Origin of the sequence: Longimicrobium terrae (genome assembly GCF_014202995.1) — a bacterium.
In the GTDB taxonomy this organism is placed as follows: Bacteria; Gemmatimonadota; Gemmatimonadetes; order Longimicrobiales; family Longimicrobiaceae; genus Longimicrobium; species Longimicrobium terrae.
On sequence record NZ_JACHIA010000013.1, the window covers coordinates 45,931 to 71,852 of the forward strand.

Here is a 25,922-nt window from a genome sequence, read left to right on the forward strand (position 1 = left end):
TCTCCGGTCGCATTCTCCCCCGGCGCTCCATCCATGATCGCGATTTCCGGCTTTCACCCCCTTGGCGGGCCCCATGAGGCCCGCCCGTTTCCGTCCCCCGGCACGGCCGGCGGATGGAGTGGTGGTGTGCACCGGCGCATCGAAGCCGCCGCCCACGCCGCCCCGGACGCCACCGCCGCGGCGCTGGCGGATTCCGTGCTTTCGTACGCGCGGCTGAACGCGGGGGCCAACCGGCTCGCGCGGCGCCTGCTGCGCGCGGGGGTGAAGGCTGACGCGCGGGTGGGGATCGTGATGGAGCGCGGGCCGGAACTGGCCGTGGCCCTGCTGGCGGTGCTCAAGGCCGGCGCGGCGTACGTTCCCGTGGACCCGGACTCGCCAGAAGACCGCACGCGCTTTCTGCTGGCGGATTCCGGCGCGGCGCTCGTCCTGACGGACGCCGCCTCCGCCGCGCGCGTGCCCGAGGGTTCGCCGCCGGTGATCGTGGTGGCGCTGGAGGACGGGGCGGGGGAGGACGAGGGCGATCTGCCGGCGGACGCGGAGCCGGACGCGCTGGCGTACGTCATCTACACCTCCGGAACCACCGGGCGGCCCAAGGGCGTGGGCGTGACGCACCGCGCGCTGGACACGCACTGCGACACCGTCATCGGCCTGTACCGGCTGAGCCCCGCCGACCGCGTGGCGCAGGTGGCGTCGCTGGGTTTTGACATCAGCGTCGAGGAAATCATTCCCACGTGGGCCGCCGGGGCCGCGGTGGTGTTCCGCCCCGCGCACCTGTCGGCGTACGGCGCGGCGTTCCACCGGTGGCTGGAGGGGAGCGGGATCACGCTTCTCAACGTTCCCACCGCCTTTTGGCACAGCTGGACCGGGGACCTGTCCACGGGCGGCGGGGCGCTTCCGCCCGCGCTGCGCCTGGTGATCGTGGGCGGCGAGCGCGCGCTTCCGCACGTGTGGGACGCGTGGGCGCGCATCGCCGGGCCGGCGGTGACGTGGATCAACTGCTATGGCCCCACCGAGACCACCGTCGGCGTCACGGCGCACGTGCGCGGGCCGGGGTTCGCGGAGCCCGGCCGCGGCGACATCCCCATCGGCCACCCCCTTCCGGATGCCGCCGTCCACGTGCTGGACGAGGCGATGCGGCCCGTGGCCCCGGGGGACGAGGGGGAGCTGGTGGTGGGCGGGCCGCGGGTGGCGCGCGGCTACCTGGGGCGGCCGGGGACGACAGCGGAGAGCTTCGTCCCCGATCCGTTTTCCGCCGAGCCCGGCGCGCGGATGTACCGCACGGGAGACCGCGCGCGCTGGCCGGCCGGCGGGGAGATCGAGTTTCTGGGGCGGGTGGACGGGCAGGTGAAGGTGGGTGGGTTCCGCGTGGAGCCCGCGGAGGTGGAGGCCGTGCTTTCCGCCCATCCCGGCGTGGTGGCCAGCGTGGTGGTGGCGCGCGAGGACGCGCCCGGGCGCCGCCGCCTGATCGGCTACTGGGTGACGGAGCCGGACGCCCCTCCCTCTGACGAAAGCCTGCGCGCCTGGCTGATGAGCCGGCTGCCCGCGTGGATGGTTCCCGCCACGCTGGTGCGGCTGGATGCGCTTCCGCTGACGGCTTCCGGCAAGGTGGACCGCCGCGCCCTTCCCGCGCCCGTGCAGGAGCTGCTGGCGGAGGAGCGGGGGACGGCGCCGCGCACCCCCACGCAGCAGGTGCTGGCCGAGGTGTGGGCGGACGTGCTGGGCGCCGCGCGCATCGGCGAGTACGACGACTTTTTCGCCCTGGGCGGGCACTCGCTGCTGGGCATGCAGGTGATGTCGCGCATCCGGCAGCTGCTGGGGGTGGAGATCCCCGTGCGCGCGCTGTTCGACGCACCGACGCTGGCGACCTTTGCCGAGGTGGTGGACGAGTGGCGCGGGGTGGATTCCGGCCCCGGGCAGCCCCCGCTGGAACCGGCGGACCGCGCGGGCGCGCTTCCGCTGAGCTTTGCGCAGCAGCGGCTGTGGTTTCTGCACCAGCTGGAGCCGGAGTCGCCGTTCTACAACATCCCCGCCGCCATCCGGCTGGAGGGCGCGCTGGACGCCGAGGCGCTGCGGCGCGCGCTGCAGGAGATCGTTCGCCGCCACGAGGCGCTGCGCACGGTCTACCCGGTTTCCAGCGGGCAGCCCGCGCAGCTGGTGCTTCCCGCGGAGCGCTTCGACCTCCCCGTCCACGATCTGACCGCGCTGTCCGCGAACGCGCACGACGCGGCGGTGGCGGAGGCGGCGCGGCGCGAATCGGTGCGCCGGTACGACCTGGAGCGCGACGGGATGCTGCGCGCGACGCTGCTGCGGCTGGGCGCGGAGTCGCACGTGCTCCTCATCAACCTGCACCACGTGGCGGGAGATGGATGGTCGCTGGGCGTGCTGTTTCACGAGCTCGGCGCGCTGTACGGCGACCTGGCCCGCGGGCGCGCGCCGTCGCTGCCGCCGCTTCCCGTGCAGTACGCCGACTACGCCGTGTGGCAGCGCCGCTGGCTGACGGAGGCGGTGCTGGAAACGCAGCTGGCCTACTGGCGCGAGCGCCTGGGCGACGCGCCGCCGCAACTGGAGCTGCCCACGGACCGCGCGCGCCCCGCCGTGCAGTCGCACCGCGGCGACGTGGTGCGCTTCCGCATTCCCGCGGCGCTCACCGACCGGCTGCACGCGTTCGCCCGCGCGGAGGGCGCCACGCTGTACATGACGCTGCTGGCCGGGCTGAACGTGCTGCTGCACCGCTGGTCCGGGCAGGACGACGTGGTGGTGGGCTCGCCCATCGCCGGCCGGGTGCGGCGGGAGCTGGAGGGGCTGATCGGCTTCTTCGTCAACACGATGGCGCTGCGGACGGACCTGCGCGGCGAGCCGGGCTTTCGCGAACTCGTCGGCCGCGTGCGCGAGGCGACGCTGGACGCCTACGCGCACCAGGACCTGCCGTTCGAGCGGATCGTGGAAGAGCTGCAGCCGGAGCGCAGCCTGAGCCGGTCCCCCGTGTTCCAAGTGTCGCTGGTGCTGCAGAACGCGCCGACGCCGCCCATGGAGATGGCCGGGCTGCAGCTGCGGCTGGACAATCTGAGCAGCGCCACCAGCAAGTTCGACCTGGCGCTGGAGTTCGTTGAGGATGCGGACGGGCTGGCGGGCGAGGCGGAGTTCGCGGCGGACCTGTGGGACCGCTCCACGGTGGAGCGGATGGCGGCGCAGCTGGCGCAGGTGCTGGACGCGGCGATCGCCGACCCCACCCTTCCCATCCACCGCATCCCCATCCTCCCCGCGGCGGAAAAGGCCAAGGTGACGGCGGCGTGGACGCGGGGCGGCGCGGCGGTTTCGTCCCTTCCCGTGCACCGCGCCTTTGAGGCGGCGGCGGCACGGACGCCGGACGCGATCGCGCTGGAGCAGGGTGGGCGGCGGGTGACCTTCGGCGAGCTGGACGCACGCGCCAACCGCATCGCCCGCGCGCTCATGGCCCGCGGCATCGGGACGGAAAGCCGCGTGGGGGTGTTCGCGGAGCGCGCGCCGGAGACCGTCGCCGCCCTGCTGGGCATTCTCAAGGCTGGCGGTGCGTATGTGCCGCTGGACCCGCGCTACCCCGCCGCGCGGCTGCGCTACATGGCGCGGCAGGCGGACGTGTCGCTGATCCTGGCGCAGGACCACATCGCGGAGCGCCTTCCGGACACCGGCGCCGCGCAGGCCAGCATCGGCGCGCTCTGGCGGGCGGAGGGCGATCCCTCTCCCGTCACGGTGGAGACGGATGAGGCCGCGCTGGCGTACGTCATCTACACCTCCGGATCCACCGGGGAACCCAAGGGCGTGGCGGTGCCGCACGGCTCGCTGTCCGCCTACCTGGGATGGGCGACGGCGTGGTACGACCTGGGCGGGCGCGGCGCGCCGGTGCACTCGCCGCTGGCGTTCGACCTGACGGTCAGCTCGCTCTGGCTCCCACTGCTGCGCGGGGAACCCGTCATTCTGGTGGCGGATTCCGAGGGGCCGGACGGTCTCGCCGCGGCGCTGCGCGCGCATTCCGGGCTGGGGCTGGTGAAGTTGACGCCGACGCATCTTTCCCTCCTGCGCAACCAGCTGGGGGCGGAAGCGGGAGCGGCGGCGCCGCGTGCGTTCGTCATCGGCGGAGAAAGCCTGGAGGGCGAGGTGGCCGCGTTCTGGGGCGCCTACGCGCCGGACGCCGTCCTGTTCAACGAGTACGGTCCCACGGAAGCGACCGTCGGCTGCTGCGTGCAGCGGGTGCCGGCCGGGGTGGAGTACGCCGGCGCCGTCCCCATCGGCCGCCCGGTGCCGGGAACGCGGCTGTACGTGCTGGACGCGCACGGCGAGCCGTCGCCCATCGGCGTGCCCGGCGAGCTGTGGATCGGCGGGGCGCAGCTGGCGCGCGGCTACCTGGGCCGTCCCGGCGCCACGGCGGAGCGCTTCGTCCCGGACCCGTTTTCCGACATCGCCGGAGCGCGGGCGTACCGCACGGGAGACCGGGTGCGATGGCTGGCGGACGGCACGCTGGACTTTCTGGGCCGGCTGGACGACATGGTCAAGATCCGCGGCTTCCGCATCGAGCCCGCGGAGGTGGAGGCCGTTCTGGCGCAGCACCCCGAGGTGAGCGACGCCGCGGTGGACGTGCGCGCGGACGCCGGCGGGGAGCCCCGCCTGGTGGGATACGTGGTTCCCGCGCCGGAGCCGGAAGATGCGGCCGTGGCGGGAAGCGTGGATGCGGACGATCCCGCGGACGCGCAGGTGTCGCAGTGGGAATCGGTGTTCGAGGGGATGTACGGCGGCTCGGCCGCGGACGACGTCACCTTCAACATCGTCGGGTGGAACAGCAGCTACACCGGCGCACCGATCCCCGCCGCGCAGATGCGCGAATGGGTGGACCGCACGGCGGACCGCATCCTGGCGCTCAAGCCGCGCCGCGTGCTGGAACTGGGCGTGGGGTCGGGGCTCTTCCTGTTCCGCGTCGCGCCGCACGCGCAGTCGTACACCGGGTGCGACCTGTCTCCCACCGCCATCCGCAACCTGCACGACGCGCTTCCCCGCTCGGGGCTGCGCCTGCCACCCGTGCGGCTGATGGCGCGTCCCGCGGACGACCTGCACGGCTTCGGGCCGGGCGAGTTCGACACCGTCATCCTGAACTCCGTCATCCAGTACTTCCCGTCCGCCGCGTATCTGGCGCGGGTGCTGGAGGGCGCGGTGGACCGCGTGGCGGACGGCGGCGCGGTGTTCGTGGGCGACGTGCGCTCGCTGGCTACTTTGTCCGCTTTCCACGCGGGGACCGAGGCGGCGCACCTGCCGGGGGACGCACCCGCGGCGGAGCTGCGCGCGCGCCTCATCCGCCGCGCGGAAGAGGAAGAAGAGCTGGTTCTGGACCCGCGCTTCTTTGCCGCGCTGCGCGCCCGCGTGCCGCGCATCCGCCGCGTGGAGGTCAAGGTGAAGCGCGGCGAGCACCGCAACGAACTGAGCGCGCACCGCTACGACGTCATTCTGCACGTGGGCGGAAAGGATCGGGCTCCGGTTCCCGCGCGCGAGCTGGCGTGGGGCGCGGAGGTGGACCGGGTGGAGCACCTGCGCGCGCTGCTCAAGGCCGGCGCCGCGCTGCGCGTGTCCTCCATTCCCGACACGCGCGTGATTGGCGAGGTGCGGCTGGCGGATGCCGCGGCCCACGCCGGGACGGGCGTTTCGATCGACGCGCTGCTGGCGGATGAGGAGATGGGCGGCGCCGATCCCGAGGCGCTGTACCGGCTGGGCGAAGAGCGGGGGATGAGGACGGAGCTGCGTCCCTCCGCGGAGCACCCCGGGTGCATGGACGCCGCCTTCATCCCGCGCGTGGCGGGAGAGGGGGCGCCCGCGTTCGCGGCGCCGGTGGCGGACCGCCCGCTGGCGGGGTGGAGCAACGATCCCCGCCGCGGCGCCCGCATCCGCCGGCTGGTGCCCGCGCTGCGCGCCTTTCTGCGCGACCACCTGCCGGAATACATGGTCCCCGCCGCGCTGGTGGTGGTGGATGAGTTTCCGCAGACGGAAAACGGCAAGACCGACCGCCGCGCCCTTCCCGATCCGCCACAGACGCGCGCCGCGGGCGGACGGGCGTACCGCGCGCCGGTGACGGAAACGGAAAGCCTGCTGTGCGCGCTGTGGGCGGAGCTGCTGCGCGTGGACGCGGTGGGCGCCGACGACGACTTCTTCGAGCTGGGCGGGCACTCGCTGCTGGCGACGGTTCTCGTTTCCCGCGTACGCGAGATGTTCGGGGTGGAAATGCCGCTGCACCGGGTGTTTCAGACGCCGACGGTGGCGGGGCTGGCGGCGGCGGTGGACGAGGAAAACGAACAGGTGACGGCGCGGCTGCTGGCCGAGCTTGACGAATTGAGCGATGACGAGGCGCGGGCGCTGCTGGCGCTCGAAGCCGAAGGCGTGGTGGACCGATGAGCGACCTGATGGATCGTCTGGCGACCCTTTCGCCCGAAAAGCGGAAGCTGCTGGAGCTGCGCATCGCGCGCACCAAGGCCGAGGCGGCGGGAAACGCCATCCAGGCCCGCCCGCGCCCGGACGGCACGGCGCCTCTCTCGTTCGCGCAGCAGCGCCTGTGGCTGCTGGAGCGCATGGAGCCCGGCGCGGCGGCGTACAACACCGGGTTCCACGTGCGCCTGCGCGGCGAGCTGAACGTGGGTGCGCTGGAGCTGGCGGTAAACGGTCTCCGGGCGCGCCACGAGGCGCTGCGCACCACCTTCGCGGAGCGTGACGGCGAAGGTGTGCAGGTGATTCACCCGTTCATCCCCGAGCCCCTGCTGATGCGCGACATCAGCGGCCTGCCGGACGATGAGCGCGAGGCCATGGTCCTGCGCCTTTCGGAGGAAAGCAACAACGCGCCGTACGACCTGGAGCACGGCCCGCTGATGCGGATGGGAATCGCGCGCATCGGCCCGCGCGACCACCTGCTGATGCTGTCGATGCACCACATCATCAGCGACGGGTGGAGCAGCGGCATCATCGGCAAGGAGCTGGCGGCGCTGTACGAGGCGTTCGCGGCCGGCCGGCCCGATCCCCTGCCGCCGCTGGCGATCCAATACGCGGACTTCGCGGCGTGGCAGCGCGAGCACCTGCGCGGCGAAACGCTGCAGCGGCAGCTGGACTTCTGGCGCGGCTCGCTGGCCGGCGCGCCTCCCGCGCTGGAGCTGGCCACGGACCGCGTGCGCCCCGTCGCGCAGAGCCACGTGGGCGAAAGCCTGACGCGCGACGTGCCCGCCACTGTCGCCAACCGGCTGCGTGAGATCGGCCGCGGCGAAGGGGCGACCATCTTTCCCGTTCTGCTCGCCTGCTGGCGAATCGTGCTTGCCCGGCACGCGGGGCAGGACGACGTCGTCATCGGCACCCCTGTCGCAAACCGTACGCGCCGCGAGATCGAGCCGCTGGTGGGCTTCTTTGTCAACACGCTGGCGTTGCGCACCGACATGTCGGGCGATCCCACGTTCCGCCAGCTGCTGGTGCGCGAGCGCGAGGCGGTGCTGGGCGCGTTCAGCCACCAGGACCTGCCGTTCGAGCGGATCGTCGAAGAGCTGAAGCTGCCGCGCGATCCGTCGCGCAACCCCGTGTTTCAGGCCATGCTGACCCTGCAGAACGCGGGGACGGAAAAGCTGCGGATGGGCGGGCTGGACGCCGAGGCGCCGCAGGTGGAGTACCCGGTCGCCAAGTTCGACCTGACGCTGGACACGTACGAGGAGGACGACGGCGGGCTGTACCTGCTGCTGGACTGGGCGACGGAGCTGTTTGAGCGGCCCACGCTGGAGCGCATCGCCGACCACATGGTGCAGCTGATGGCGGCCGCCGCGGCGGAGCCGGACGCGCCCGTTTCCCGCCTGGGGATGATGGGCGCGGACGAGGCGGACACCGTGGTCCGCCGGTGGAACGCGGCGCCGACCCCCATCCCGGCGGAGCCGGTCCACCGGCTGTTCGAGCAGGTGGCCGCGGCGTCCCCGGACGCGCCGGCGGTGGAGTGGGGTGAGCGCACGCTGTCGTATTCCGAACTGAACGCGGCCGCCAACCGGCTCGCCGCGCACCTGGCCGCCCGCGGCGCAGGGCCGGAGTCGCGCATCGGCGTGTCGATGGAACGCGGGCCGGAGCTGGTCGTCACCCTTCTCTCCATCGCCAAGACGGGCGGCGCCTACGTCCCGCTGGACCCGTCCTATCCCGCGGAGCGGCTGGCCTACATGACCGCCGACGCGGGCGTGTCGCTGCTCGTGGTGCGCGACGCCCTTCCCGAGGCGCTGGCCGGCTTTGGCGGAACGACCGTTTCGGTGGATGGCGAGGCGGAGGCGATCGCCTCGGCGGATGACGGCAACCGTGCGGACGCGTTCGGCGGCCCGGAGTCGCTGGCGTACGTCGTCTACACCTCCGGATCGACGGGCGAGCCCAAGGGAATCGGCATTCCGCACCGCGGCATCGTCCGCCTGGTGCGCGGGGCGGACTTCGCGCAGCTGACGGAAAAGGACCGCGTCGCGCAGATGAGCAACGCGTCCTTCGACGCCATCACCTGGGAGCTGTGGGGCGCGCTGCTGAACGGCGCGGCGGTCGTGGGCATCGACCGCGAAACGATCCTGAGCCCGGCGACGCTGGTGGATGCGCTGCGCGAGCGGGGGATCACCGCCGCGTTCCTGACCACCGCGCTCTTCAACCAGGTCGCGCGGACGGCGCCGGACGGCTTCAACGGGCTGACGCACCTCTGCTTTGGCGGCGAGGCGAGCGATCCGCAGGCCGTGCGCGCCGTGCTGCAGGCGGGCGGCCCGCGGCGGCTTCTGCACGTCTACGGGCCCACGGAGAGCACCACGTTCGCCACGTGGCGCCATGTGGATGCCGTGCGCGCCGACGCGCCGACCGTTCCCATCGGCGGGCCCATCGCCAACACGACGGCGTACGTGGTGGATGCGTCCGGATCGCCGGTTCCCATCGGCGTTCCCGGCGAGCTGGTGCTGGGCGGCGCGGGGCTGGCGCGCGGCTACCTGGCGCGCCCGGGACTGACGGCGGAGAAGTTCATCCCCGACGCCTTTTCCGCCATGCCCGAGTCGCGCCTGTACCGCACCGGCGACCGCGTGCGCCGGCGGGAAGACGGATACATCGAGTTCCTGGGCCGCGTGGACGCGCAGGTAAAGATCCGCGGCTTCCGCATCGAGCCCGGCGAGATCGAGGCCGCGTTGCGCGAGGTGGCCGCCGTCGAAGACTGCGCGGTGGTGGCGCGAGAAGATACGCCGGGCGAGCGCCGGCTGGTGGCGTACGTGGTCGCGCGTGACGGCAACCGTCCGTCCGCGGCGGAACTGCGCGACGCGCTGCGGGGACGGATGCCGGAGTACATGGTCCCCGGCGCCTTCGTGCTGCTGGATGCCTTTCCGCTGAACGCCAACGGCAAGATCGACCGCCGCGTGCTTCCCGCGCCCGAGGCCGCCGCGGCGGACGAGCCCGGCGCGGAGCCGGAGACGGAAACGCAGATCGCCCTCGCCGGCATCTGGGGCGAGGTGCTGTCGGTGTCGGGAATCGGCATTGACGACGACTTCTTCCTGCTGGGCGGACACTCCCTTCTGGCCACGCGCGTCATCAGCCGCATTCGCCGGGTGCTGGAAACGGAGCTTCCGCTGCGCGCCGTGTTCGAGGCCAGCACCATCCGCCGGCTGGCGGAAAGGGTGGATGCCGCGCGCGGACAGGGCGGCGCCGAATCCGCCATTCCCGTGGCGCCGCGCGAGGGCGATCTGCCGCTCTCCTTTGCGCAGGAGCGGATGTGGTTCCTGGAGCAGATGGCGCCGGAGGCGGCCGCGTACAACATGCCGCTGATGCTGGACCTGTCGGGTTCCGTGGATGCGGACGCGCTGCGCATGGCCATCGACGGCGTGATCGCCCGGCACGAGACGCTGCGTTCCGTCCTCCCCGTCCGCGACGGCCGGCCCACGCTGCGCATCCACCCGCCGTCGCCCTTTGCGCTGGACGTCGTGGAGGTGGCGGACGAGGAGGAGCTTGACGCGCGGCTGGCGGCAGACGCGCGGGCGCCGTTTGACCTGGCGGCCGGCCCGCTGGTACGCGCGACGCTCTTCCGCCGCGGCGGCGGGGAGTGGACGCTGCTGATCAACATGCACCACGCCGTGAGCGACGGGTGGTCGCTGGATGTCTTCTTCCGTGAGATGGCGGCGCTGTACGCCGCCGCGGTGGAGGGACGCGCGGCGGAGCTGCCGGAACTTCCCATTCAGTACGCGGACTTCGCGGTGTGGCAGCGGGGATGGCTGCGCGGCGAAACGCTGGAGCGGCAGGTTCGCTTCTGGCGCGAAAAGCTGCGCGGCGTTCCCGCCGTGCTGGAGCTTCCGGCGGACCGCCCGCGTCCCGCGTCGCCCAGCTACCGCGGCGGGCGGATCGACTTTCAGATCCCGGCGGAGGTCAACGCGCGGTTGCAGACACTGGCCGCGGCGGAAAACGCGACGCTCTTCATGGCGGCGCTGGCCGCCTTCCAGTCGCTGCTGGGCCGCTACGCGCGCCAGGATGACGTGGTGGTGGGCACGCCCATCGCCGGGCGCACGCGGGCGGAAACGGAGGGGCTGATCGGCTTCTTCGTCAACACGCTCACGCTGCGCACCGACCTGAGCGCAGATCCCACCTTTCGCGACCTGCTCGGCCGCGTGCGCGAGACCACGCTGGAGGCGTTCGCGCACCAGGACCTGCCGTTCGAGCGGCTGGTGGACGAGCTGCGCATTGAGCGCAGTACCGCGTATCCGCCGCTGTTTCAGGTGATGTTCGCGCTGCAGAACGCTCCCGGCGCGGCGCCCGTCCTTCCCGGCGCGTCCATCTCCTTTCGCGGCACGGAGCACCACAGCGCCAAGTTCGACCTCATGCTGGACCTGTACGAGGACGGCGGCGATCTGCATGCGTCGCTGGAGTTTGCGCGCGACCTGTGGGACGACGCCACGGCGGCGCGGATGGCGGACCACTACGCCCGCCTGCTCACCGCCGCCGCCGCGGACCCGGATGCTCCGCTGAGCGCGCACGCGCTGGCGGGAGACGATGAACTGCGCACCGTCCGCCGGTGGAGCCAGGGCGCGGAATACGCCACCGCCGAGCGTTCCATTCCGGTGCATGCGCTCTTCAGGCGCCAGGCCGCGAACACTCCGGAGGCCGTCGCGCTCGCCTGGGATGGCGGGACCCTGACCTTTGCCGCCCTGGACGAGTCCGCCAACCGGCTGGCCAACCACCTGCGCGGGATCGCCGCGCCGGGCGCCCGCGTGGGCGTGTGCCTGGAGCGCGGGCCCGCGATGGTGATCGCCGTGCTCGCCGCGCTCAAGGCGGGCTGCACCTACGTGCCGCTGGACCCGCTCTACCCCGCGGACCGCTTGGCGTACATGGTCCGCGACGCGCGGATGCAGGCCGTGATCGCCGACACGGCGACGCGCGGCTCGGTGGAATCCGCCGGCGTTCCCGTGATCGACGTGGACGCGAACCGTGCGATGATCGACGCGGAAGCCGCCACGGATCCGCACATCGACCTGGGCCCGGAGGCGATGGCGTACGTCATCTACACCTCCGGCAGCACCGGCCGCCCCAAGGGCGTCGCCGTCCCCCACCGCGGCATCGTCCGGCTCGTTCGTGGCGCGGACTACGCGGACCTGGGCCCGGGCGAAACGTTTCTGCAGATCGTTCCCGTCAGCTTTGACGTGGCCACGTGGGAAATCTGGGCGCCGCTGCTGAACGGCGGCCGCCTGGTGCTGTATCCGCCGCGCATTCCGGAGCCCGCGGAGATCCGCGACGTGGTGCGCCGCCACGGGGTGACGACGCTCTGGCTGACCAGCGGCCTCTTTCACGTGGTGGCGGATGAGGCGCTGGACGCCTTTCAGGGGCTGCGGCAGTTCTTTTCCGGCGGCGACATCCTTTCCGTGGCCCACGTGCGGCGGCTTCAGGAAGCCTGTCCCTCCCTCCGCATCGTGGACGGCTACGGCCCGACGGAAAACACGACGTACACTACCTGCCACACCGTGCGCGAACAGGATCTGTCGCGCACCAGCATTCCCATCGGCCGGCCGATCGCGGGGACGACCACGTTCGTCCTGGACCGCCACCTTCGCCCCTGCCCGACCGGGGTGGTGGGCGAGCTGTACACGGGCGGCGATGGGCTGGCCACCGGCTACCTGGAACGGCCGGGGATGACGGCGGAGAAGTTCATCCCCAATCCGTTTGACGCCACGCCGGGAGCGCGGATGTACCGCATCGGCGACCTGGCGCGCTGGCTTCCGGACGGGACGCTGGAGTTCCTGGGCCGGCTGGACACGCAGGTCAAGGTGCGCGGCTTCCGCATCGAGCCGGGGGAGATCGAGGCGGCGCTGCAGACGCATCCCGCCATCGAGGACGCATGCGTGGTGGCGCGCGCGGACAGCCGCGGCGAAAAGCGCATCATCGCCTACGTGGTCCCGCGCGATGGAGGAATGCCGGAACTGGCGGAACTGCGCGACGCGGTCCGCGAACGGCTTCCGGACTACATGGTTCCCGCCGCGTTCGTGCCCATGGCGGAGCTGCCGCTGAACCCCAACGGCAAGGTGGACCGTAACGCGCTCCCCACGCCGGAACTGGCGGACGACCGCGCCTTTGCCGAGCCCGCGACGGACACGGAGCGCGCGCTGGCCGCGCTCTGGTCCGTGCTGCTGGGCATCGACCGCATCGGAGCGGAGGACGGCTTCTTCGACCTGGGCGGGCACTCCCTGCTGGCGACACAGCTGGTGAGCCGCATCCGCGCCGGGCTGGGCGCGGAACTGCCCCTTCGCGCCATCTTCGAGGCGCCCACGCTGCGCGCCCTGGCGGAGCGGGTGGACGCCGCGCGGGGCCGCGCCGAGGCCGCCGGACCGCCGCTGGTAGCGGTGCCCAGGGACGGGGCGATTCCGCTGTCGTTCGCGCAGGAGCGCATGTGGTTCATCGACCGCATGCTCCCGTCCGCCGCCTACAACATGCCGTTCCGCCTGCACCTTTCCGGCGCGGTGGACGCCCCGGCGATGCAGGCCGCGCTGGCCGACCTGGTGGCCCGGCACGAGCCGCTGCGCACGACGTTCACCTCGCTTGGGGGGCAGCCGTCGCAGGTGGTGCACCCGTTCCGCGGATTCACCCTTCCCGTCATCGACCTCACCGATCTACAGGCGGACCAGGCGCGCGCCGAAGCGGACCGGATCGCCGCGGCCGAGGCGGTGCGGCCGTTCGACCTGCAGGCGGGCCCGCTCTTTCGCGCGTCGCTCCTCCGCGTCGCGCCGGACGAGTCCCGCCTGACGCTGGACATGCACCACATCGTCAGCGACGGGTGGAGCATGGAGGTGCTGTACCGCGAACTGGCCGCCTTCTACGAGGCGCGTCTGGCCGGCGCATCCAATCCTCTGCCGCCATTGGCGCTGCAGTACGCGGACTACGCGGCGTGGCAGCGCGGCTGGCTCGCGGGCGAGCGGCTGGAGGCGCAGTTGGCGCACTGGCGGCGGGTTCTGGCCGGGGCGCCGCCGCTGGAGCTGCCCACGGACCGTCCCCGTCCCGCCACCGCCAGCCTGCGCGGCGGGTGGATGGCGTTCGACATGCCGCTCGGCGTGATGCGGGCGGTGCAGTCCATCGCCCGGGAAGAGAACGCCACTCCGTTCCAGACGCTGCTGGCCGCGTTCGCCCTGCTCCTTTCCCGCTACGCCGGGCAGGACGACGTGGTGGTGGGCGCGCCCATCGCCGGGCGCACGCGGGCGGAGTCGGAGGGGCTGATCGGCCTGTTCGTCAACACGCTGGCCATGCGCACGGACCTGTCCGGCGACCCCACGTATCGCGAACTGATCGGCCGCGTCCGCGAAACGACGCTGGATGCGTACGCGCACCAGGAGGTGCCGTTCGAGAAGCTGGTGGATGAACTGAAGGTGGAGCGCACGCTGAGCCGGCACCCGCTGTTTCAGGTGACGTTCACGGTGGACGAGGGGAACGCCGCGCCCACGCGCCTGCGCCTGGGCCACGCGGAAGCCGACACCGAGGGCGGAGACACGCGCACGGCCAAGTTCGACCTCACCTGCGGCTTCACCCTGCGGGAGGACGGGATGTTCGGCGGCTTCGAATACGCCGCGGACCTGTTCGATCCCGCCACCATCGAGCGGATGGCGCAGCACCTGGCCGCACTGGTGGGCGAGCTGGCCGCGTCGCCGGACCTTCCCGTCTCCCAGCTTCCCGCGCTGCTGCGCGGAGACGAGCGAGAGCGCGTGCTGCGCGAGTGGGCGGGAACCGACCGCCCGCTTCCCGACGCGCGCGTGCACGAACTCTTCTCCGCCCAGGCGGCGCGGACGCCGGACGCCGAGGCGCTGCGCGGCGCGGCGCGGAGCCTCACCTATCGCGCCCTGGATGAGCAGTCCAACCGCCTCGCCGCGCACCTGGTTGCGCGCGGCGTGCGGCCGGAAACGCGCGTCGGCGTCTTTGCCGACCGTGCGGCCGAAACGGTGGTGGCCATCCTCGGCATTCTCAAGGCCGGCGGCGCGTACGTGCCGCTGGACCCCGCCTACCCCGCGGAGCGCCTGCGCTACATGCTGGCGGACGCGGGGGTGCAGACCGTCGTGGCCCCCGCCGGGGTGCCGGCCGGGCTGCCCGGCGGGATGATCGCGGACGTGCTGGACCTCCAGGCGGAGGCGGAGGCCATCGCCGCGCGCCCGGTGGACGATCCGCGCGTGGCGGTGGACGCGGAAAACCTGGCGTACGTCATCTACACTTCCGGCTCCACCGGCCTCCCCAAGGGCGTGCTGGTGACGCACCGCGGCGTGCCCAACCTGGCGCTGGAGCAGATCGGCCAGTTCCGCATCGACGGGGAAAGCCGCCTGCTGCAGTTCGCGTCGTTCTCCTTTGACGCCGCCGTATCCGAGCTTTTCACGACGCTGCTGAGCGGGGCGACGCTGGTGCTGGCGACGCGCGAGGCGCTTCTGCCCGGCGCGGCGCTGGCGGCGACGATGCGCGCCGAAGGGGTCACGCACGTAACCCTTCCGCCCAGCGTGCTCGCCGTCCTCGCGCCGGAGGACCTGCCCCAGCTGCAGACGCTGGTGAGCGCGGGCGAGGCGGTCAGCGCGGCCACGGTGGAGCGCTGGGGCACGGGCCGCCGCTTCATCAATGCCTACGGGCCCACGGAAAGCACGGTGGGACCGGCGTGCGGAGTCTGCCTTCCGGACGGGCGCACGCCCTCCATCGGCCGGCCCATCCGCAACGTGCGCATCTACGTAGTTGACACCACGGGTGAGCCCGCGCCGGTGGGCGTGCCCGGCGAGCTGTGCATCGGCGGGGTGGGGGTGGCGCGGGGATACCTGCACCGCGCCGGGCAGACGGCGGAGCGGTTCGTTCCCGACGTCTTTGGAACGCCCGGTTCCCGCCTGTACCGCACCGGCGACCGTGCGCGCTGGCGCGCGGACGGCGAACTGGAGTTCCTGGGCCGCATCGACGAGCAGGTGAAGGTGCGCGGGTTCCGCGTGGAGCCGGGGGAGATCGCGTCGCGGATCGTGGGCGTTCCCGGGGTGCGCGACGCGCTGGTGATCCTGCGCGAAGACCGTCCCGGCGACCAGCGCCTGGTGGCCTACCTGCTCCCCGCCGAGGAAGGGGCGGCCCCCTCCGCCACCGTGCTGCGCGAACAGCTGAAGCGCGCACTTCCCGACTACATGGTGCCCAGCGCGTTCGTGGTGCTGGACGCCTTCCCCATGACGGCCAACGGCAAGGTGGACCGCGCCGCGCTCCCGCTTCCCGCCACGGACGACGCCGGCCCCCGGGCCGCGCCGCAGGGGGAGCTGGAAGGCCGCATCGCCGCGGTGTGGATGGAGCTGCTGGGCCGCCAGAGCGTGGGCGTGAACGAAAACTTCTTTGACATCGGCGGGCACTCGCTGCTGCTGGCGCAACTGCAGGAGCGGCTGCAGACGGCGCTGGGCCGGGACGTGGGGCTGATCGACCTGTTCCAGTATCCCACGGTTTCCGCCTTTGCCGCGCGTCTGGAAGCGGCCGCGCGCGCCGCCCGCGCCGTCTCCGCACCCGCGGACGAGGATGGTGAAGAGGAGGCCGGGGGCAAGAAGGAGGGCGGACTGGGCCGCGGCTCCGCGCGCAGGCAGATGCTGCAGCGCGGCAGGCGGTAGCCGCCATCGGCAGTGACGGGAACGGGGCGCGGCGTCATCCGCGCACCCCGGTGGAGACACCAATCGGGACAGCGGGCGTGCAGTCGCGCCCCGTCCATCGACCATAGATCGACCGACCGAACCGGAAGGGCACCATCATGAACGCTGATACCGAACACGACATGGACGAGACCGGCGGCGCGCCCGAAGTGGCCGTCATCGGCATGTCCGGGCGCTTTCCCGGCGCGGACGATCTGGATGCGTTCTGGCGCAACCTCCGCGACGGCGTGGAGTCGATCCGCACCTTTTCGCCCGACGAGATGCTGGCCGCGGGCGCGCACCCCGACGACCTGGCGAATCCCAACTGGGTCGCCGCCGGGGGGCCGCTGAGCCGCGACGTGGTGGAGGGCTTTGACGCCGCCTTTTTCGGCTACAACCCGCGCGAGGCCGAAACGCTGGAGCCGGGGCACCGCCTGTTTCTGGAATGCTGCTGGGAGGCGCTGGAGAACGGCGGCCAGGATCCCGCGCGCGTGGCCGGAAACGTGGGCGTGTTCGCCGGGGCCGGGGTGCCGCACTACACCGACCACCACGTGCGCCCCCGCCGCGAGCTGGCGGCAACCGTGGGAGAATTTCAGCTCTTCGTGGGGAGCGGCAAGGACTTCGTCGCCACGCGCACCTCGTACAAGCTGAACCTGCGCGGCCCGTCGGTGAGCGTGCAGACCGGCTGCTCCACCTCGCTGGTCGCCATCCACACCGCCGCGCAGTCGCTGCTGCACGGCGAGTGCGACTTGGCGCTGGCGGGAGGCGCCAACGTGGTTCCCGCCACCACCGGCTACATGTACGCGCCGGGCGGGATCAGCTCGCCGGACGGGCACTGCCGCGCGTTCGACGCGGAAGCCGCCGGCACGCTTGTCGGCTCGGGTGTGGGCGCGGTGCTGCTGAAGCGGCTGGATGACGCGGTTCGCGACGGCGACCCCATCCGCGCCGTGATCAAGGGAAGCGCCATCAACAACGACGGTTCGCTCAAGGTCGCCTTTACCGCGCCGTCGGTGGAAGGGCAGGCCGCCGTGATCCGCGAGGCGCTGGAGGTGTCCGATGTGGATCCGGAAACCATCCGCTTCGTGGAAGGACACGGCAGCGGAACCGACCTGGGCGACCCCATCGAGATCAGCGCGCTGACGCAGGCCTTCCGCAGCTGGACGGAGCGCCGCCAGTTCGCCGCGGTGGGGAGCGTAAAGACCAACGTGGGCCACCTGGACGCCGCCGCTGGGGTCGCGGGCTTCATCAAGGCCGTGCTGGCGGTGGAGAACGGCCAGGTGCCGCCGACCGTACACTTTCAGTCGCCGAGCGCCAAGATCGACTTTGCGTCCAGCCCGTTCTACGTCTCCGGGCGGCTGGAGCCGTGGGGGATGGACGGGGTGCCGCGCCGCGCGGGCGTCAGCAGCTTCGGCATCGGCGGGACCAACGCGCACGTGGTGATCGAGCAGGCGCCGGAGCCGGAGGCGTCTCAGTCCCGCCGCGACACGCACCTGCTCGTCCTTTCCGCCCGCACGCCCTCGGCGCTGGATGCCGCGACGGAGCGGCTGGCGGCGCACCTGCGCGACGCACCGGCCACGTCCATTGCCGACACCGCCTGGACGCTGCAGGCGGGACGTCGCGAGTTCGCCTTCCGGCGGATGCTGGTCGTCCGCGACGGGGAGGACGCCGCGGAGCTGCTCGCTTCCCGCCACCCGGAGCGGATGCTGACGGCGGCGGTGGAAGACGGGCACCGCTCCGTCGCGTTCCTCTTTCCCGGCGTGGGCGACCAGTACCCGGGAATGGCGCGCGGCCTGTACGACGCGGAGCCGGTGTTTCGCGCGGAGGTGGACCGCTGCGCGGATCTGCTGGCGCCGCACCTGGGGCTGGACCTGCGCGAAGTGCTCTTTCCCGCCGGATCCGAGCCGGCCGCGTCCCCCGCGGGCGGGCTGGACTTCCGCGCGATGCTGGCGGGAAAGGCCGAGCCCGATGCCGCGGCGGAACGCCTGAACCGCACCGAACTCGCGCAGCCGGCGGTGTTCGTCATCGAGTACGCCCTCGCGCGCATGCTGATGGCGTGGGGAATCGTTCCCGAAGCCGTGATCGGCCACTCGCTGGGCGAGTACGCGGCGGCCTGCATCGCGGGGATCTTCACCTTGGAAGACGCCTTGGCGCTCGTCGCGCGGCGCGCGCGGCTGATCGCGGACCTGCCGGGCGGCGCCATGCTGGCCGTGCCGCTCTCGCCGGAGGCGGTTGCGCCCTTCCTTTCCGATGGCGTCACCGTGGCGACGGTGAACGCGCCGGCGCTCTGCGTGGTCGCGGGGACGGCGGCGGGGGTGGAAGCGGTCCGCGCGCGGCTGGAAAGGGCGGGGCACGCGGCCCGTCCGCTCGCCGCGACGCACGCCTTTCACTCGCCGATGATGGACGCGGCGGTGGAGCCGGTGCAGCGGCTGGTGGCGGGATTCCGCCTGCGCCGCCCGCGCATTCCCATGGCCAGCAACGTCACGGGAACGTGGATCACCGACGCGGAGGCCACGGACGCGGGCTACTGGGCCCGCCACACGCGCGAGCCGGTGCGCTTTGACCGCGGGATGGGCGAAGTGCTGCGCGGGGCGGGAAGGGTGCTGGTGGAGGTGGGCCCGGGGCAGACGCTGTCTACCTTTGTGCGCCAGCGCGCGGACAGCGGCGGCGTCGCCGTCATTCCCACCCTGCGCTATCCGTACGACCGCACGGCGGACGAGGGCTTTCTGCTGGGCGCGCTCGGACGGCTGTGGCTGGCCGGGCTGACGCCAGACTGGGCCGCCTTTCACGACGGCGAGCGCCTGCGCCGCATTCCGCTCCCCACCTATCCGTGGGAGCGCGAACGCTACTTCATCGACCCGCTGCGCGCGGACGAGCAGGAGGAGGAGCGCACCGTTTCCGGACGCCGGCCGAACCCGGCGGAGTGGCTGTACGTCCCCTCGTGGCGCCGCACCGCCGCGCCGCGTCCCGCCGTGTCGTCCACGGCGGAAACGGTGCTGCTGTTCGCCGACGGCGACGCGGTGTCCGCGGGCGTCCTGGCCGGGCTGCGGGCGCACGGGCGGACGGTGACGGTCGTGCGCCCCGGCGCGGCGTTCGCGCCGGCGGAGGACGGCTACACGCTCCGTCCCGCCTCGCGCGAGGACCTGCGCCACCTGGCCGACGCGATGGGGACAGACGCGGCCCCGCGCACCGTGTTGTACCTGTGGCCGCTGGCGGGAGACGGCGCGGACCGCGGGCTGGTGGGCGCCCTGGCGGTGGCCGACGCGTTCGGCCGCGGGGCGGAAACGGCGTTCGTGGCGGTGACCTCCGGCGCGGCGGAGGTCGCGTCCGGTGACCGCGTGGATCCCGCGCGCGCCGCCCTGCTCGGCGGCCTGGCCGCGGTGCCGGGCGAGTATCCGGCCGTCACCGTCCGCATCGTGGACGTTGACCACGCCGCGGCGGAATCCGAATCGGACGGGCGGGCCCTCGGCCGGCGCGTCGCGGCGGAGGCGCTGGCGGGAACGGAGCGCCTGGTGGCACTCCGGGGCCGCCACCGCTGGGCGCGCGCCTACGAATCCATCCGTTCCGGAATGACCGAGGTGTCGCCGGTCCGCTCCGGAGGGGCCTACCTGTTCATCGGCGGGCTGCGCGGGCGCAACGGCATGCTGGCCGAGCACCTGGTGCGCGTGCACGGCGCACGGATCGCCGTCATCGACCCGGTTCTTCCCCACCGCGGCGGCTGGGACGCCATGGTGGCGGCCCGTCTTCCCGAGGATCCCACCCGCGGGCAGATCGAACTGATCCGCCGTCTGGAAGCAGACGGTGGCAACATTGTCCCAATTCAGGCGATCCCCTCGGAACTGGACCACCTGCACACCGCTTTCCGCCATATTGAGGAGCAATTCGGAACGCTGCACGGAATCGTGTTCGCGCCGTTCGGATACGACTCGGCGGACCCGGTGGCGGTTTCGGAGATGCGCGTGGCCGCGTGGGAAACCCGGATGGGCTTTCTTTCCGCCGAGCTGAGGACGGTGGCGCAGGCGATCGGCGACCGCGTGCTGGACTTCGTGGTCGTGGAATCGTCGATGGCCCCCGTCCTGGGCGGCGTGGGCGTGGTGGATGCCTCGGCGGCCAACGCGGCGGTGGATGCCTTTGCCGCTGGGCAGGCCGAAGCCGCCACCCCGTGGACATCCGCCGGGTGGGACAAGTGGTCCGTCGAGGGCTCCGCGGACTACGGCATCCACGCGCACGAGGCGGCGACGGCGTTTGAGCACCTGCTGACGGTTGCGGGCGAGCCGAACGTTCTGATCGCCACCGGAGATCCCGCGCGGCGGCTGGAAGAGGCAGCCCGCGCACCCAGGGGCGGTCCCGCGTCGGGTGGATCGTACGCGCGGCCGCAGCTGGCGACGGAGTACCACGCGCCGGGGAACGTGGTGGAGCAGACCATCGCCGAGATGTGGGAGGAACTGCTCGGGATTTCGCCCATCGGCGTGCACGACGACTTCTTTGCGCTGGGCGGGCACTCGCTTCTGGCCACGCAGATCATCTCCCGCTGCCGCGACACGCTGGGGCTGGAACTGCCGCTCAAGACCATCTTCGAGGCGCCGACCATCGCGCGCTTCGCCGCCCTGGTGGAAGACGCGCTGGTGGCGGAAATCGAAGGGATGTCGGACGAGGAAGCCTTGGCGCTGGCGGGAAGCGCCTGACGGGAAGTGCGTGAGTGCGTGAGTGCGGGGTGCGTGAGTGCGCGCCCCGCGCCGGCCTCTCCTCCGGGGAGGCCGGGGTGGATGGCGGGCGGACGGCGTCACACGGAATCCGCCACGCGGGTGAGAGATCGGACGAGAGCGCCGCACTCGTTTTCAGACAGGCAGACACGTCTTCCGGCACCTTCCGGAAGAGCGGACGGCACCGACGCGACATCAGATTCAGGGAATGAGCAACCAGACTTCCGCGCGCCCCAGCGACCGCCTTTCCGAAGCCCAGCGCCTGCTTCTTCAGAGGCGGCTGGCCGGACAGGTGAAGCCCGCCAACTCCCGCGGCGCCATCACGCGCCGGGGCGGCGGGCCCGTGCATCCCATGTCGTGGGCGCAGGAACGGCTGTGGTACCTCGACCAGCTCGAGCCCGGCAATCCGTTCTACAACATCCCCATCGCGTCGCTGGTTTCCGCGCGGCTGGACGTGGCCGTCCTGGAGCGCACGCTGACGGAAATCGTGCGGCGGCATGAGGGGCTGCGTACCGTTTTCCGCCTCGTGGACGGCCAGCCCAAGCAGATCGTGCAGCCGGCGTATCCCATCTCGGTCGAGATCGAAGAGATGCGCGGCCCCAACGGCGAGGCGGCGCAGGAAGACGTAATCCGCCAGCGGGTGAGCGAAGAGGGCGGCCGCACCTTTGACCTGGCCGCCGGCCCGCTGATGCGCGCCAAGCTGCTGCGCGTTTCGGACGCGGACTACGCGCTGGTGATCGTGGTGCACCACATCGTCACCGACGGGTGGAGCATGCCCATCATCACCCGCGAACTGGACGAACTGTACGGTGCGTTCGTGCAGGGGCTCCCCTCGCCGCTTCCCGAGCTGGAGATCCAGTACGCGGACTATTCGGCGTGGCAGCGCGAGTACCTGACGGGAGATACGCTGCAGCGGCAGGTGGACTACTGGCGCGGCCACATGGAGGGCGCCCCCACGCTGGAGCTGCCGTCGGACCGGCCGCGCCCCCCCGTGCAGACGCACCGCGGCGCCATCCACCGCTTCGTGTGGAACGCGGCGCTCACCGACCGGCTGCGGGAGCTGGGCGTGCGCACCGGCTCGTCCATGAACATGCTGATCATGACGGGCTACTACCTGATGCTGCACCGGTACAGCGGCCAGGACGACATCGTGGTGGGCACCCTGCTGGGCAACCGCAACCGGGCCGAAACGGAGCCGGTGGTGGGATTTTTCGTGAACTCCGCGCCCATCCGGGTGCGTCTGCGTCCGGAAATGTCCTTTCTCGACCTGGCGGCGCAGGTGCGCACGGCGGTGCTGGACGGCGACGCGCACCAGGACCTGCCGTTCGACCGCATCGTGGACGCGGTGACCTCGGAGCGCGACCCGTCGCGGAATCCGCTGTTCCAGGTCATGTACTTTCATCACACGTTCGTCAGGAACCTGCATCACAAGGAGCACAGCGAGGTCGGCAGCGGGCTGAACATCCGCGCGCTGTTCCAGGAAACCGGCGTTTCCCTCGTGGATACGCACGCCACCAAGTTCGACCAGACCTTCGCCACGCTGGAGATGAACGGCCAGCTGGCCAACATGGTGGAGTACTCGTCGGACCTGTGGGATCCCGCCACGATGGCGCGGATGCTGGACCACGTGCGTGTGCTGCTGGAGTCGGCCTGCGACCGCCCGGACGCACCGATCGCGACACTGCCGATCACGTCGGATGAGGAGCGCCGGCAGCTGCTGGCCTGGGGCACCGGCCCGGAATCCACTTCGCAAGCCGCCACCGTGGTCGCGCTGCTGGATGAACGGGCGGACGCGGCGCCCCACGCCCCCGCGGTGGAGTACGCGGATGCGCGCCTCACCTATGCCGACCTGCGCGCGCAGATGGACGGCATCGCCCGCGGGCTCGCGGGGATGGGCGTCCGCTCCGGCGACCGCGTGGGACTGCTGACCGGGCAGTCGGCGCGGATGGTGGCGGTCCTGGGTGGAATCCTGAAGGCGGGCGCGTCGGTGGTGCCGCTGGATCCCGAGTACCCCACGGACCGCCTGGCCTTCATGGTGGAGGATTCCGGCGTCCGTCTGGTGCTGGGCACCGGAGACCCGCTTGCCGCCTTTGCCGCGCGGGGCACCGCCACGGTGGACGTGACCGATGCGGTCGCGTTCGCGGCGGGAGATGACATCCCGCTTCCCGCCGCCCCCGGGCCGGATGCGGAGGCGTACATCATCTACACCTCCGGAAGCACCGGGCGCCCCAAGGGGGTGCGGCTCACGCACCGCGGCGTGGTGCGCACCGTCCACCAGCCGGATTACGTCACCCTCGGCGCCACGGACCGCGTCGCCCAGTCGGCGAACCTGTCGTTCGATGCGTCCATCTTCGAGGTGTGGGCGCCGCTGGTGAACGGCGCCTGCTCGGTGGGGGTGGACCGCGACGTGTTGCTGGATACGGCGGCGTACGCATCCGCCCTCCGCCAGCGCGGGATCACGCACGCCTTCATCACCACGCAGCTCTTCAACCGCCACGTCCGGCAGATGCCGGAGATCTTCGCGCCGCTGGCGGCCGTGCTCTTCGGCGGCGAGCAGGTGGACGCGGACGCGGTGCGCATCTGCCTGCGCGGCGGCGCGCCGGGCCGGCTGCTGCACATGTACGGTCCCTCCGAGGACACGGTATACGCCACCGCCCATCACGTCACCGCGGTGGATGACGACGCGGCCACCGTCCCCATCGGCCGCCCGATTGCCGCCACGCGCGCGTACGTGCTGGACGCGCACGGCCTGCTGTGCGGGATCGGCGTTCCCGGCGAACTGTACGTCGCCGGGGAAGGCGTCGCGGCGGGATACGTGGGGCGCCCGGAGCTGACCGCGGAGCGCTTCGCCGTCGATCCGTTCGCCGCGGACGGATCGCGGATGTACCGCACCGGCGACCGCGTGCGCTGGCTGGAGAACGGCACCCTGGAGTTCATGGGGCGCGAGGACGACCAGGTGAAGGTGCGCGGATTCCGCATCGAGCCGGGCGAGGTGGAAGCGGCGCTGCGGGCGCACGAACTCGTCCGCGAGGCGTTCGTCCATGCGCCGCGCCAGCCGGGCGGCGAGCGCCGGCTGGTGGCGTACGTGGCGGGAGAGGATGGAGACACGCTGGAGGCCGCCGATTTCCGCACGTTCCTGCGGACGCGGCTGCCGGACTACATGGTCCCCTCCGTCTTCGTGGCGCTGGATGCGCTTCCGCTGACGCCGAACGGCAAGGTGGACCGCAAGCGCCTTCCCGATGCCGACACCGTGCGGACGGAGCGGGCCGCTACCGCCGCCGCTGCGGGCGGCGTGGACGCGCCGCGTGACGAGGCGGAGCGCGTGCTGTGCGAGCTGTGGGCAGAGGTGCTGCGGCTGGAGCACGTGGGCATTCACGACAACTTCTTCGCGCTCGGCGGCGACAGCATCCTTTCCATCCAGATCATCGCGCGGGCGGCGCAGCGCGGCGTTCGCGTGACGCCCCGGCAGATGTTCATCCACCAGACGGTGGCGGAGCTGGCCGCCGTGGCCGCGGCGGCGCAGGAGCCCCTGGCGGAGCAGGACGTGGTGGCGGGACCCCTTCCGCTGACCCCGGTGCAGCGCTGGTTCCTGGGGCAGGAGCTGCCGGACCCCGCGCACTTCAACCTCGCGCTGCTGCTGGAGATGCGCGATGTGTCGCGCGCGGAGGACGTGCAGGCCGCGGTGGCCGCGGTGATGGCGCACCACGACGCGCTGCGCCTCCGTTTCCGCCGCGGCGAGCAGGGCTGGACGGCGGAAAACGCGGGGGTGGATGGTCCGCTCCCCTTTGAGCGCATCGACCTGAGCGCCGTTCCCGCGGATCGCGTGGACGACGAAGTGGCCGCCCGCGCCTCCGCGCTGCAGACGTCGCTGGACCTGGCGGACGGGCCGCTGGTGCGCTTCGCCCTGCTGGACCTGGGCGCCGGGCGCGCGTCGCGGCTCCTGATGATTGCCCACCACCTGGTGGTGGACGCCATCTCCCTGGGGCTGCTGATGGCGGATCTGGAGTCGGCCTACCGCCAGATCGCCCGCGGGGCGGAGGTCCGCCTTCCCGCCAAGACCACCTCTTTCCGCCAGTGGGCGGAAACGCTGGAAGCGCATGCCCGTTCCGCCGCCGCCGGGGACGAACTCCCGTTCTGGACCTCGCAGGGCGGGGCGTCCGCGCTGCCGCGGGACGGCGAGGGCAAAAACACGGAAGCCGCCGCGGAGCGCATCACCGTGCAGCTGGACGAGGAGCAGACGCGCGCGCTGCTGCAGGAGGTGCCCCCCGTGTACGGAACGCAGATCAACGACGCGCTGCTGGCCGCGCTGGCGATGGCGTTTCACGCGTGGACGGGTGCCGGAGACCTGCGCATCGACCTGGAGGGCCACGGCCGCGAGGACCTGTTCGAGGGGGTGGACCTGTCGCGCACGGCCGGGTGGTTCACCGCCATCTACCCGGTCCGCCTTGCGCTTCCCGCCACGGGTGATCCCGGCGACACGCTCAAGTCGGTCAAGGAGCAGCTGCGCGCCGTTCCTTCGCGCGGCCTGGGCTACGGCCTGCTGCGCTGGATGGCGGACGAGGAGACGCGCCGCACCCTTGCCGCCATCCCCGCGCCCGAGGTGAGCTTCAACTACCTGGGGCAGATGGACGGCGGCGCCGCGGGCGAATCTCTCTTTACGCAGCTGCACGCGGACGTGGGCCCCACCCGCGGGCCGGCGGGCGCGCGCTCGCACCTGATCGGGGTGGACGCGCTGGTGGCGGAGGGGAGGCTGCACGTGACCTGGGCCTTTGCGCCGGGCGTGCACCGGCCGGAAACGGTGGAGCGCCTGGCCGCCGGCTACCTGGACGCGCTGCGGACGCTGATCGCGCACTGCCGCGACCCGCAGGCAGGCGGCTTCACGCCCTCCGACTTCGACCTCGCCGGGCTGGACCAGGGCGGGCTGGACGCGCTGATGGCGCAGCTCGGCGGGTGACGGAAACCGGATGATCGCGATCCGCCCGGGGGCCGGGGCGGATCGCGCGGCGGCATAGCCGGATTCTACGGGGCAGGGCCGCCGCCCACGCCGGCGGCACGGACGGTTGCGGACGATAATCGCCGGATTGGACAGAACGGGACGCGC

General features: G+C 72.4%; 4 protein-coding genes. All 4 read left to right on the top strand.

From position 1 onward, the window contains the following. Positions 1-33: 33 nt before the first annotated feature. The 4 genes from HNQ61_RS18805 to HNQ61_RS18820 all read left to right on the top strand — a co-directional run bounded on the left by HNQ61_RS18805 (position 34) and on the right by HNQ61_RS18820 (position 25,775). Positions 34-6,411 (top strand): non-ribosomal peptide synthetase, encoded by a 6,378-nt coding sequence (locus HNQ61_RS18805; protein ID WP_170032170.1) that lies wholly within the window; start codon positions 34-36, stop codon positions 6,409-6,411. Further along, positions 6,408-16,103 carry a non-ribosomal peptide synthetase gene (locus HNQ61_RS18810; protein ID WP_170032167.1) on the top strand — a complete coding sequence of 3,232 codons (9,696 nt, stop codon included), beginning with the start codon at positions 6,408-6,410 and terminating at the stop codon, positions 16,101-16,103. The genes HNQ61_RS18805 and HNQ61_RS18810 overlap by 4 nt, the downstream gene beginning before the upstream one ends. Before the next feature lie 137 nt (positions 16,104-16,240). Continuing rightward, complete coding sequence (locus tag HNQ61_RS18815) at positions 16,241-20,803, top strand: type I polyketide synthase (protein ID WP_170032165.1); 4,563 nt, start codon at positions 16,241-16,243, stop codon at positions 20,801-20,803. Positions 20,804-21,029: 226 nt separating this feature from the next. Beyond that, a complete protein-coding gene (locus tag HNQ61_RS18820) occupies positions 21,030-25,775 on the top strand; it encodes a non-ribosomal peptide synthetase (protein ID WP_170032163.1) in 4,746 nt (1,581 codons plus the stop codon). The last annotated feature ends 147 nt before the right edge of the window (positions 25,776-25,922 follow it).